General features: G+C 66.5%; 10 protein-coding genes and 1 tRNA gene. 2 read left to right on the plus strand and 9 right to left on the minus strand.

Annotated features, from left to right (window positions below):
* Nucleotides 1–34 precede the first annotated feature (34 nt).
* Nucleotides 35–676 carry an NAD(P)H-binding protein gene (locus ACYU98_RS10055; RefSeq protein ID WP_460468072.1) on the plus strand — a complete coding sequence of 214 codons (642 nt, stop codon included), beginning with the start codon at nt 35–37 and terminating at the stop codon, nt 674–676.
* Nucleotides 677–951: 275 nt separating this feature from the next.
* On the opposite strand, the gene ACYU98_RS10060 is transcribed toward ACYU98_RS10055, so the two are convergent.
* The gene (locus ACYU98_RS10060) at nt 952–1,578 is read right to left on the minus strand and encodes a TetR/AcrR family transcriptional regulator (protein WP_460468073.1); all 627 of its coding nucleotides are present in this window, start codon (nt 1,576–1,578) and stop codon (nt 952–954) included.
* 107 nt (nt 1,579–1,685) lie between these two features.
* On the opposite strand from ACYU98_RS10060, the gene ACYU98_RS10065 reads away from it, so the two are divergent.
* Complete coding sequence (locus tag ACYU98_RS10065) at nt 1,686–3,215, plus strand: MFS transporter (RefSeq protein WP_460468074.1); 1,530 nt, start codon at nt 1,686–1,688, stop codon at nt 3,213–3,215.
* Nucleotides 3,216–3,288: 73 nt separating this feature from the next.
* Here the strand turns inward: ACYU98_RS10065 and ettA are convergent, their stop codons facing one another.
* The 8 genes from ettA to ACYU98_RS10105 form a co-directional block, all read right to left on the minus strand.
* A complete protein-coding gene (gene ettA, locus ACYU98_RS10070; RefSeq protein ID WP_460468075.1) occupies nt 3,289–4,971 on the minus strand; it encodes an energy-dependent translational throttle protein EttA in 1,683 nt (560 codons plus the stop codon).
* A 43-nt stretch (nt 4,972–5,014) separates the two neighbouring features.
* A complete protein-coding gene (locus ACYU98_RS10075; protein ID WP_460468076.1) occupies nt 5,015–5,416 on the minus strand; it encodes a single-stranded DNA-binding protein in 402 nt (133 codons plus the stop codon).
* 134 nt (nt 5,417–5,550) lie between these two features.
* On the minus strand, nt 5,551–7,200 hold the full coding sequence (locus tag ACYU98_RS10080) for a GTPase (protein WP_460468077.1): 1,650 nt from the start codon (nt 7,198–7,200) through the stop codon (nt 5,551–5,553).
* Nucleotides 7,197–8,909 (minus strand): dynamin family protein, encoded by a 1,713-nt coding sequence (locus ACYU98_RS10085; protein ID WP_460468078.1) that lies wholly within the window; start codon nt 8,907–8,909, stop codon nt 7,197–7,199. Before ACYU98_RS10085 ends, ACYU98_RS10080 begins: the two co-directional genes overlap by 4 nt.
* A 24-nt stretch (nt 8,910–8,933) precedes the next feature.
* Nucleotides 8,934–10,223 (minus strand): iron uptake transporter deferrochelatase/peroxidase subunit, encoded by a 1,290-nt coding sequence (gene efeB / locus ACYU98_RS10090; protein ID WP_460468079.1) that lies wholly within the window; start codon nt 10,221–10,223, stop codon nt 8,934–8,936.
* Nucleotides 10,220–11,380, minus strand: coding sequence for an iron uptake system protein EfeO (gene efeO / locus ACYU98_RS10095; RefSeq protein WP_460468080.1), 1,161 nt, complete (start codon nt 11,378–11,380; stop codon nt 10,220–10,222). The genes efeB and efeO overlap by 4 nt, the downstream gene beginning before the upstream one ends.
* Nucleotides 11,377–12,243: an iron uptake transporter permease EfeU gene (gene efeU / locus ACYU98_RS10100; protein WP_460468081.1), complete on the minus strand. Its 867-nt coding sequence runs from the start codon at nt 12,241–12,243 to the stop codon at nt 11,377–11,379. Before efeU ends, efeO begins: the two co-directional genes overlap by 4 nt.
* Before the next feature lie 127 nt (nt 12,244–12,370).
* Nucleotides 12,371–12,444: transfer RNA gene (locus tag ACYU98_RS10105), tRNA-Arg, on the minus strand.
* Between the last annotated feature and the right edge of the window lie 11 nt (nt 12,445–12,455).

Raw genomic sequence — 12,455 nt, forward strand, 5'->3', positions numbered from 1 at the left:
ACCGAGGGCATCATCCGACGACCGAAGGACTGTCATGGCACGCATTGCATTGATTGGTGGCCACGGAAAGATCGCCCTGCTGGCCGAGCCACTGCTGGCCGCCGGCGGGCACGCGGTGAGCGCGATTATCCGCAACCCCGACCATGCCGACGACGTACGATCCGCTGGCGCTGAGCCCGTCGTGGCCGACGTCGAGTCGATGGACACGGCCGCCCTGACCGAGTTGCTGCGCGGCCACGACGTTGTGGTCTGGTCTGCCGGGGCCGGCGGCGGAAGCCAGGACCGCACCTACGCGGTCGATCGTGACGCCGCGATCCGTTCGATGGACGCCGCGAAGGCGGCTGGCGCCACGCGCTACGTCATGGTCTCCTACCTCGGCGCTAAGGCTGACCACGGTGTGCCCCAAGACAATTCATTCTTTGCGTACGCCGAAGCGAAGGCCGCTGCCGACGTCCACCTGCGCGCGAGCGACCTGGACTGGACAGTGCTCATGCCGAGCGCGCTGACCGGCGAACCGGCGACCGGTGTCGACCTCAACCCGGCGACCGGCGGCCACGTTTCCCGCGAGACCGTCGCTCAGGTGATTGCGAGCGTCGTCGACAACCCAGCAACCGCGGGGAAGGACCTTCCGTTCAACGACGGGGACGTGCCAGTAGCTGAGGCGCTGCGCGCCTGACCCGGTCGTCCGTCAATTCGCTGGCGTGGCGCGGCGCGGTTGACGGACAAAGTGGTTCTCCCGGACGTTGCCCCGATACGGCGCTACCTTCCCCGAGGATCCGCGGATCGGTCGCGGAGAAATCGGGGGGTTTCACAGATGTCCATGCAGCGACCTGACCGGCGAGTTCGGGCGACTCACGCCGAAGTCGGTCGCCTCCAACGCGTACGGTCTGGGTCGCCTGCTATTCGGGTAGCCTGCTGGTTTTCGCCGACTCCGAATAGCGCCGGAACCAGTTAACGCTCCGGGTTTGGCGCGCCGAACCGCAGCCCGTCGTAGACGAGATCGACCAATGCCAGCGTCGTCTCTTGCCCTTCGGGTGTCGTGGACGCCAGGCAAATTCCACCGAGTGCGCGCAGGAGTTCCTGGCCGGTGGCATCGGGGCGTACGGCGCCCGCTTCGACGGCCGCGGTGAGCACCCTCGCGGCCGAGTCCAGCAGACTCTCGCGGGTTCCCCGGAAGGTGTCCTGGTTGCCGTCCATCATCGAGCGCAACAGATTGATCATGCCCATCTTGAGGGCGTAGTAATCGGCGAACGAACGCATCCACTCACGAAGCGCCGCGCCCGGCGGCAGTTCTAGGGGCAACGCCCGCGCCTGCTGCGCCAATTCCTGCACTTGATGGCCGTAGACGGCCAAGACCAGGTCACATCGGGTGGGGAAATGTCGGTAGAGGGTGCCGATTCCCACCCCGGCGGACTTGGCAATGTCCTCCAGCGGAACATCGACGCCGCGGTCGGCGTAGACCGTCGTGGCCACCTCGATCAGCTTTGCCCGATTGCGAGCAGCGTCCGCTCGCAACGGTTTTGCCGCTGGCGGCTGCGCCGCAACAGCCGTCGCGGCCGGCTGGGTCGCCTTCGACATCTCACACCTTCTTGCACAAACGGAGGGCTCCTCCGTATAGTTCTCTAAGTGGAGGATCTCTCCACTTCACCCAATGGTACGCCGCATCTCGCGAAGGACCTATATCCATGACTTCAACCATTATCTCCCGCCCCGACGTGGCCGGGCCTACCCGGCAAGCCGGCCGGCGGACCTCCAACCCGGCGCCCACCTCGTCGCTACGCGTCGGCTTCATCCTGACCGCGGTCCTGGTCACCCAACTGATGATCGTGCTCGACGCAGCGATCGTAAACATCGCGCTGCCCGACATCGCCAAGGACATGTCGATGACCTCGACCGGGCTGTCCTGGGTGGTCAACTCCTACACCCTTGCGTTCGGCGGCCTGCTGCTGCTCGGCGCTCGCGCCGGCGACATCATCGGTCGGCGACTGACCTTCTTGATCGGCATGACGATCTTCGTCGGGTCCTCCCTGCTGGGCGGGTTCGCCAGCGATGCCAGCCTGCTGCTGGCCTCCCGCGCTGCGCAGGGCGTCGGTGCTGCACTGGTCGCGCCCTCCGCGCTCACCTTGCTGATGTCGCTCTATCGGCCCGGCCCGGAACAGACCCGAGCCATCGGTTGGTACACCGTCGTGTCCGCATCGGGCGCCGCCATCGGCCTTATTGCCGGCGGCGTCTTGACCTCGATTGCCAGTTGGCGCTGGGTGTTCTTCGTGAACGTCCCGATCGGCGCGGCCGTGATCGCGCTAGCCGCAGCAGTCCTCCCCCGCACTATGTTGCAGCGTGGTCCGGTCGACGTAGTGGGCGCACTGCTGGCCACCATCGGTATGACGTCCCTGGTGTACGGCTTCATCCGGGCCGCTTCGGACGGCTGGACGGACGCGGGAACCGCCATCGCATTCGTCCTGGGCACGTTGCTGATGATCGGCTTCGTCAAGCAAGAGCGCCGAGTCGCTGTGCCGCTGGTGCCGCTGCGCCTGTTCGCGGACCGGGACCGCGTGTCCGCCTACGTCGCGCGGTTGCTGCTGGTCGCCGGCTCCATGGGCACCTTCTTCTTCATGAGCCAATACATGCAGTTGGTTCTGCACTGGACGCCCTGGCAGTCCGGTTTGGCCTTCCTGCCGATTCCGGTATCGGTCTTCACCGCCTCCAACCTGGTCTCCAGGGTCCTGGCGCGCCGTTATTCGACCCGGACCATCGCCGTCGGCGGACTGCTGTTGTCCGGTCTCGGGCTGTTCTTGATGTCCCGGTTCGATGCGCACACCAGCTATCCGGCGATGATTCCGGCACTGGTTGCCTTCGGTCTCGGAAACGGCAGCGCGTTCGTGCCGCTCACCGCGGGCGGACTGGCGAAGGTGAAGCCGCAGGACACCGGCGTGGCGTCGGGGCTGGTGAACGTCACCCAACAGTTGGGTGGTGCGGTCGGCCTCGCCGTGTTGGTCACCGTCTTCGCCAGCGCCGGTCAGGTGACCCCGGGTGCCGCGGGTCTGCAAACCTTCGTCACCGGAGCCGAACGAGGCACCGAGGTTGCGTCGGCGATGTTGTTCGGCGCCGCGCTCCTGGTCGGCTTGTTGATGCGCCGGCCGTACGACGATGACGCCCTTCCGCAGATCGACAGCCCGCGGGTGAAGGTCGCCGAAGCGGTCGCGGTCGAGGCCTGAGCACCTCGACAAAACGCCCCGGGGTTCACCGATTCGTCGGTGAACCCCGGGGCGTTTTGTACGCGGACCGACGTCAGTCGCGGGTCAGCTTGCGGTAGGTCACGCGGTGCGGGCGTGCCGCATCCGGACCGAGGCGCTCGATCTTGTTCTCTTCGTACGAGTCGAAGTTGCCCTCGAACCAGTACCAAGCGGACGGGTTCTCCTCGGTGCCCTCGTAGGCCAGGATGTGGGTCGCGACCCGGTCGAGGAACCATCGGTCGTGACTGATGACCACAGCGCAACCCGGGAAGTCCAGCAGCGCGTTCTCCAGCGAACCCAGCGTTTCCACGTCAAGGTCGTTGGTCGGTTCGTCGAGCAGCAACAAGTTGCCGCCCTGCTTGAGGGTCAACGCCAGGTTGAGGCGGTTGCGCTCACCACCGGAGAGCACCCCGGCCTTCTTCTGCTGGTCGGGACCCTTGAAGCCGAACTGCGAGACGTAGGCGCGCGAAGGGATCTCGACGTTGCCGACCTGGATGTAGTCGAGGCCATCGGAGACGACCTCCCACAGCGTCTTCTCCGAGTCGATGCCGCCGCGGTTCTGGTCAACGTACGAGACCTTGACAGTGTCGCCGACCTTGACCGAGCCGTCGTCGGGTTCCTCGAAGCCGACGATGGTCTTGAACAGCGTCGTCTTGCCGACACCGTTCGGGCCGATGACGCCGACAATTCCGTTGCGCGGGAGGGTGAACGACAGGTCCTCGATCAGGACGCGGTCTCCGAAGCCCTTCTTCAGGCCGGCGACCTCGATCACCTGAGCGCCCAGACGCGGGCCCGCCGGGATCGCGATCTCGTCGAAGTCCAGCTTGCGGGTGCGCTCGGCCTCAGTGGCCATCTCTTCGTAGCGCGCCAGGCGGGCCTTGCTCTTGGTCTGGCGGGCCTTGGCGTTGGAGCGCACCCACTCGAGTTCGGTGGCCAAGCGCTTGGCGAGCTTGGCGTCCTTCTTGCCCTGGACTATGAGGCGCTCGCGCTTCTTCTCCAGGTAGGTCGAGTAGTTGCCCTCGTAGGGATAAAGGCGGCCGCGGTCGACCTCACAGATCCACTGTGCGACGTTGTCGAGGAAGTAGCGATCGTGGGTCACGGCAAGGACTGCGCCCGGGTAGGCAGCGAGGTGCTGCTCCAACCAGGTCACCGACTCGGCGTCGAGGTGGTTGGTCGGCTCATCGAGCAACAGCAGGTCGGGCTTGCTGAGCAGCAGTTTGCAGAGCGCGACGCGGCGGCGCTCACCACCGGAGAGGACGGTCACGTCAGCGTCAGCCGGCGGACAGCGCAGCGCATCCATCGCCTGCTCGATCTGGGAGTCGAGATCCCACGCATCGGCGTTGTCGATCTTCTCCTGGAGCTTGCCCATCTCCTCCATCAGAGCGTCGAAGTCGGCGCCCTCCTGGGACATCTCCTCGGAGATCTCGTTGAAGCGGTCGAGATCCTTCTTGATCTGGCCCATGCCTTCTTCGACGTTGCCGCGAACATCCTTCTCCTCGTTCAGCGGCGGCTCCTGCAACAAGATTCCGACGGAGTAGCCGGGCGAGAGGCGGGCCTCTCCGTTGCTCGGCTGGTCGAGCCCAGCCATGATCTTCAGGATCGTCGACTTACCGGCACCGTTCGGACCGACAACGCCGATCTTGGCGCCGGGGAAGAACGACATGCTCACGTCGTCGAGGATGACCTTGTCGCCGACAGCCTTGCGCGTCTTGGTCATGGTGTAGATGAACTCAGCCATGCGCGCCAGGCTATCGGTGATGAGGCCTGCCTCCCAATCGCAATCAGGCGACCGCGGGCACCTCCTCGGGCTGCGCTACCTGGACCCGATCCGGCTTGAAGTACTGCGAGCGCCCGAAGTTCAGGTCGTGTCCGATGGCGTCGGCAGCAAGCGCCACCGAGTAGCGCGTCTCCCCCTCGGTGGAGGTGTACGAGTCGATCGTCAGCCGGCCGGTGACGATGACCGGCTGACCCTTGGCCAGGCTGCCGGCTGCGTTCTCGGCCAACCGGCGCCACGCGGTGACTCGATAGAACGTGGTGGTGCCGTCGCGGTATTCGCCGCTCAGCGCATCTTTGACCCGCGGGGTGCTGGCCACGGAGAACCGGATGTAACTGCCGCCGTCGGTGTTGAACACCTGCGGGTCGGCCGTCAGGTTCCCGGCGATGGTGACGTAGGTCTGGTGCATGGGTGGACTCCCTCCTGATGTTGGCCACGGGTTTCCGTGACTGGAAGGAGTCCACTGCAGGTCGACTGTCACCGACAGACGCATCAGGTCGCCTGTGGACAACCGTCAATCACGAGCCGCCTTGTGCAAAGGCGTCAGGAGATCGCCTGGTCCAAGGCCTCCCGAGTCTGGCGGTGCTCGCTCAACACAGCGCGGACGGGGGTGATGACCCGCTCGACGCCGACTTCACCGACCGCAGCGCGCAGCCGCTTCTCCACCGCACGACCTCGCGCCTTCGCGGCCTTGCCGGCGATCGCATGGGTGAGGCCGGCCACCAGCAGGCCGCCGACGATGCCAATTACGAGCAACGACAAGGGTGCCGGCAGGAAACCCCAGGTCGGCGCCTCCGCGTGGATCTGGGCGAAACCGAGACCGGCCAACACAAGAAGCCAGACAAGTCCGGCGACGACGGCCGCCGCGAAGAGCCACTGCAGACCGGACACCACGGCCCACCACCACGGGTTGCGTTCTCGCAACGGGGTGCCGAGCACTGCCTGGTCAAGGGCATCCCGCAGGTCGGGGCCGGCCGGCTGCGCGGCATCGTGAACGGCATCGGCCCACGGCGCCGGAAGCCCGGTCGAGGCCTCCTCGCCGACCTTGCGGGTGGCGAGGTCGACCGCGGCCAGCGCCGCCGGGCTCGGGTGCGGCAGGGACGACTTGCCGAGGGCGACGCGCGCCTCGGAGCGGTTCAACGAGGACGCCACCTTGTCCAGGCCGAGTCGGGACAGGGGCGCGGGCCGCAGCTTGCTCGCCCATCGGGTGAACGGCCATCCGCCACGGGCGGTCGCGCCACGGACGTAGTCGCGCTCGACGGCCTGTCGTACGACCGGAACGGCGGCTGCGCGGGCGAGGGCGTCGGTCAGCTCGGCGCCAACCGCTCGCGCGGGGTCGGCCTCGGAGTCGGCGACGTGCTGGCGCAACTGGCCGGCGACCGTTCGAAGATCGGCGGCGAGCCGCTGCTCGGCGGCGTTTCGGCCGCGCACGACATTGCCGACGGCCTCGACCAGTTCGGGCAGACCCTGCCCGCGGACCGCGGACGTCGTCAGCACTCGTACGTCGGACAGCCCGTCCTGGGCGATCAGGCGCTTGAGGTCGGCGAGGCACTCCTGCACCGCAGCGGCGCTGAGCCGGTCGACCTGATTGAGCACCACCAGCGTCACCGCGGTGTGACTGGCCATCCGGCGGATGTAGTCGTCGTGCATGATCGCGTCGGCGTATTTCTGCGGGTCCGTGACCCACACGAAGACATCCGCCAACCCGATGACCCGGTCGGCCTCCGCACGGTGCGCGGCCACGCGCGAGTCGAAGTCGGGCAGGTCAAGCAGAACCAGTCCGTCAAGTTCGGTCGCGGACCGACTGGTGGCCGGAACCTGGTGTCGCGCACCCACTTTCAGCCAGTCCAACAGAGGGCCTGCCGGGTCTTCGCCCCAGACAGCGGCAGCCGCCTGGGAGGTGGTCGGCCGGCGCGCGCCAATCCGGGAGACCGGTTCGCCGACCAGTGCATTGAACAGGCTCGACTTCCCGCTGCCGGTCGCTCCGGCGAAGGCGACGACGGTTCGACCGCCGACGATCGCGGTGCGTTCGGTGACCTTCGCGTCGACTTCACGGGCGGTCGCGACCAGAGCGTCCGGGAGCTTCCCCGATCCGATCTGCAACGCGGTGTCGAGGGCTCGGCCGCGTTCGGCAAGCGCTTCACGCGACACGGTCGAGTTGACCTTCTTGCGCTTGAACAGATCGGGGCTCATCGGGCTGCCTTTACGTCCGCAAGAGCTCGGGTGATGGTGTCTTTCCCCTCAGGTTCGCCGACCGTCTGATCCAGCACCTGGTGGAAGCGTGCTTCTTCGCCGGTGAGCAGTTCGGTGGTGTGGACGAGCAGCTGCTTGCGCGCCTTCACCGCGAGCGTACGCACCGCCTGGTCGCCGAAGATCGCCTCCAGTAGTCGCTGGGCGAGAACAGCGGAACCACCGGCAATGCCAACCTCGGCACCGACCAGACCGCCGGTCGCGGAGAAGGTGATCAACATCAGCATCACTGCGATGCCGTTGACCCCGAACGCCAAGAAGCGCGCGGTGGTGCGCCGGCCGCCGGCTTCGTCGCGGACCATCTGCAGGACCTCGCCCTGCCAGTCACGCACCAGGCGCTCGACATCGTCGTGGAACTGCGGTGAGACAGTCGCGAGTTCCGGGTGAGCCTGCACCAGCGGGGCTCCCCCGGCCAACGAGCGCCACGAGCGCACCGAGGCCAAGGCCGCGGTCTCAGCGTGTGCCGTCACCAACTGGGCGATGCCGGTGTGGAGGGCCTCCCCCAGGTTGTCGGCGGTGTCAGCCCGACCGCGACCGCGAACGACGGCGGTGAGGCGGTCACGCATCCGACCGACGCCCGCCTCAAGCTGACGCAGCAACTCGCCGGTTCCGACGAACTCCTGCCATCGGGCCAGGACCTCACCGCGCAGCAGGGATCCGTCCTGGACGCCGTCCTCGACTCCGCTGAGCGCGGTCGCATAAGCCTGCGCCGGAGCCTTGTGCAGATCGACCGCGGCCTGCCGCTGTTCGCCAACGAAGACGCTGAGAGCTTCGGTGCGCTCGTCAAGCGAATCGAGGGCACCGTCGAGGGTGCGGCGGATCACGATCGAGCGAGCGTGGGCGTCGTCGGCCAGCGAGCCGAGCCAGCCACGGATCCGACTGACTTCACTCACCGGCAACAGGCCGTCGTTGGACAGTTTGGCTTCGGCCACGGCGAAGACGGGCGACTGGCCAAGGCCCTGCTCGCGCAGCATCGTGGCGAGGTCGGCGCGGACCTCCTCCATGGCATCCATCGGCACCCGGTCGAGCACAACGGCGACCGAGGTTCCGCGTTTGACCGCTTGGTGCAGCAGGTCCCACGGCACCGCGTCGGCATAACGAGTCGCGGTCGTGACGAAGATCCACAAGTCGGCGGCTGACAGCAGTTGCCGAGCCAGGCCGCGGTTCGCAGCCACCACGGAGTCGATGTCGGGCGCATCGAGCAGCGCCAGACCACGCGGCACTGAACTGCTGGCGGTCAGCCGCAACGTGTTCGGGTCTTGATCGGCGCTCGCGGCGCCGGTGAGGCGGGCCAGTTCGGGCAAGATCCGGTCGCCGGTGAACCAGCGGGCGTCGTCGGGGTGGTGGATGAGCGTCGAGGCACGGGTCGTCGGGCGCAGGACGCCCGGCGTCGTGACGATCTCGCCGACGATCGAGTTGACCAGGGTCGATTTCCCGGCGCCGGTCGATCCCCCGACCACCGCCAGCAGCGGCGCATCTAGGGAGTTCGCGCGCGGAATGATGTAGTCGCGCAGCTGCGCGAGCAGTTCCGCGCGCTGCGAGCGAGCCTGGTCAGCGGCCGGAAAGTCGAGCGAGAACGAGGTCGTTCCGACGGCGCGCCGTAGGCCCTCGAGGGCGGTGGGCAGGCGGGTGGAGTCGGAGCCGGAAGTCACAGCCCGGAGTTTAGTGGTCAGCGGCTACGCGAAGAGCGATGCTCCGACGTACGCATTCTTGGCGGCCCCCGGTGGCACCGCGAACAAGGCGGACCCGGTGTGCTGGATGTACTCCATCATCCGGTCGTTCTTGCTCAGCTGCTGCTGCATCGGGATGTAGTGGGTGTCGGGGTTGCGAACGTAGGCGATGAAGAACAACCCGGCATCGATTCGGCCAAGAGCGTTCGATCCGTCGGTGTAGTTGTAGCCACGACGGAGCATCTGAACGCCCTTATTGGTCGACGAATGAGCAAGTCGCACATGGGAATCCATCCCGATCAGCGGTTTGCCGTCGTTGCCTTTGACGTTGAACTTCGGATCGCTGAACTCGGTTCCGCCCGATAGCGGAGCGCCTTCCTTGCGGTCGCGGCCGATGACGTTTTCCTGCTCGCGCAGCGAGGTTCGGTCCCAGGGCTCGATGTGCATGCTGATCCGGCGAGCCACCAGATAACTGCCGCCGGTGAGCCAATCAGCCTGCGCGTCGTCGCCCGCACCCACCCACACGTGCTTGTCGAGCAGGGCAGCGTTCTCGGCCTTGAGGTTGGCGGTGCCGTCTTTGAACCCGAACAGGTTGCGGGGCGTCGCCTGCGTCGTCGAGGTGGACGAGGTGCGGCCGAATCCGAGTTGGGACCAGCGCAAGGCGACGGTGCCAAACCCGATCCTGGCCAGGTTGCGGATGGCGTGGACCGCCACCTGCGGGTCGTCGGCGCACGCTTGAACACACAAATCCCCGCCCGAGCGGTCGGCTTCGAGGTTGTCCCCCGGGAAGTGTGGCAACTCGCGCAGCGCCTTCGGAGTCTTGGCGGCGATCCCGAACCGGTCCTTGCCTGAGGCGTCCCGGAACAACGTCGGACCGAACCCAAAGGTCAGCGTGAGCCCCGACGCGGAGAGCCCGTCGGCCTCGCCGGTGTCGGCCGGCGGCGCGTCGTACGACGTGTCTTCAGTGTCGGCGGGCAGCCCTTGAGTCATCCGCGCCGCTGCGTCGGACCACGCCCGGAGCAGGGTGATGAGCTCCTGCCGATCGGTGGTCGTGACGTCGAAGGCTGCGAAGTGCAAGCGGTCCTGGGCCGGGGTGGCGATCCCGGCCTGGTGGCGCCCGTAGAACTCGTAAACCTTCGCCGGCGCTGGTTTGTCTTGCGCTTGTGCTTCACGGGTGACGAAACCTCCGGCGAATCCGGCAGCGCCGAGGGTTGCCCCGGCGCCGGCCAGACCGAACATCCGGCGGCGACTGAGTCCGTCCTTCGCCTCCGAGGAGCGCTCCTGCTGATCGGTCACTTGACCACCGCTGCGGTCATCTTCGACAACGGCTCGGACAGCGCGTTGACCGCGTCGGAGAGTTCCTTGACCTCGGCCGGGCTCAGCTCGTTGTAGAGCTTGAAGCCGCTGCCTACCTTGTGCTTGTTCAGCAGTGCCTGCAGGGCCGTGAACTTGGTGGCGATCGAGGTCTCCAACTTCGGATCCTTCTTGGCCAGCAGTGGCCGCAGGTCGGCGAAGGCCACCTTGGCGCCGTCGACGTTGCCCTGGAAGTCCCACAGGTCGGTGTGCGACCAGGTTTCCTCCTCGCCGGTGACCTTGCCGGTCGCGACCTCGTCCATCAACGACTTCGAACCGTTGGACATCCCGTCAGCAGTGAACTTCATCGTGCGCGTACGAGTGAAGAGGGTCTGCGTATCGGTCACCAACTTGTCGGCCAACGCGGTGCGCTCCGCCGAGGTCTTGGCGGTGTAGCCGGTCTTCGGCGGCCACAGATCCTTCTCCATCGCGTGCCAGCCGGTCCACTTCTGGCCCGGCGCGAGGTCGGCCTCGCGCAGGTCCATGCTCGGGTCGAGGTCACCGAACGAGGTCGCGACCGGCTCGATGCGCTCCCAGTGGATGCGGGCGTCGGCGTACATTGCCTTCGCTTCGGAGTCCTTGCCGGCTTTGTAGAGCGCGGCGAACTTCTTCGTCTTGATCAGCAGTTGATCGGTCTGGTCGCGCACGTAGGAGCCGTATTGGCTGGTCGCGGTGTCGATCAGCACCTTGTCGTCACCGGTCGCTTCCAACTTCGCGCCCGACTCAGTCACGGTGAACTTGGTGCGGATGCCCTTGCCGACCATGCCCGGCTTGCAGGCGGCGAAGTAGGTTCCGGCGGGGGCCCGCACCACCAAGTCACGTGAGATGCCAGGGGCAATGTTCTCGACTTCACCGATGATCTGCAGGCCGTCCTTGGCCAGCAGGTAGAACTCGGTGACCTCGGATCCGGTGTTGCTGACGTGGAACACGACGTTGCCGCTCGGCGCCTTGGTGGAACTGAGCTGGCACTCCTTGGCGGTCGAGGTCACGGTGATGTTGCCGCCACTGGCCGAGTCGGACGGCGAGTTCTTGGTGCAACCGGTGAGGGCGAGTCCTGCGACGGACGAGAGAGCGAGGACGCGGGTCGTAGCGCGGATCATGCGTGGGCCTTCTGGCTGGAGGCCGGGGCCGCTGCGGCCTTCGGCGAACGGGGGCGACGGACCTTGCTGATGAACAAGGCCATGACCGGGACGACGTAAGCGACCCAGACAACCGCTTCCAGAACGGTCGTCCTGGGCGAGAAATTGAAGGTGCCCTTGAGCAGCTCACCGATCACCGACGTGGGACGGATGGTGCCGCTCACGTCGAAGAAAACGGTGTTGAGCCCGGGCAAAATGCCTGCTTCTTGCAGGTCGTGGACGCCGTAGGCGAGAACGCCCGCCGCGACGATGATCAGGAAGCCACCGGTCCACTTGAAGAATTTGGCGAGGTCGAGGGTGAGGCTGCCACGGTAGATCAGGTAGCCCAACACCACGGCCGTTCCCAGGCCCAGCACCGCACCGAGCAGGGGCTGGGTGGTCGAGGCGCCTTCACTGCTGGCGGCTTTGCTCGCCGCCCACAAGAACAGGGCGGTCTCCAGACCTTCACGACCGACCGCGAGCATCGCCACGATCACCATGCTCGCCCGTGAAGCTTCGGCGGCGCGGTCGACCGCGCCGCGCAGTTCGCCGGACAGGCCACGTGCGGAGCGGGCCATCCAGAAGATCATCCAGGTGACGAACGCGACGGCGACGATTGAGAGGGTGCCGCCAATGGCTTCTTGGGCCTCGAAGGTGAGTCCGTTCGGACCCCAGGTCAGCAGCGCACCGAACGCCAGCGACACGGCAATTGCGGCGCCAACGCCGGCCCAGATACGGGGTAACAGGTGGCGGCGATCCGACTTGACCAAATAGGCGACCAGGATGACGACAACGAGGGTCGCTTCCAGGCCTTCTCGCAGGCCGATGAGGTAGTTGCCGAGCACTGGTCTTCCTTCGTCGAGTGAGGCTAGGTTCCCCTAACAAAGGTGAACCTAGCCTTTGCCCCGACGACAATGCAAAGTGGGTCCGTCACTCGGGCAGGACCCGGGCAGCCGAACAAACAGGCGCGAGCGCCCCGTGCAGGACTCGAACCTGCGACCTAGGGATTAGAAGGCCCTTGCTCTATCCAACTGAGCTAACGGGGCATAGCGCCGAC

The organism is Calidifontibacter terrae (genome assembly GCF_054778835.1).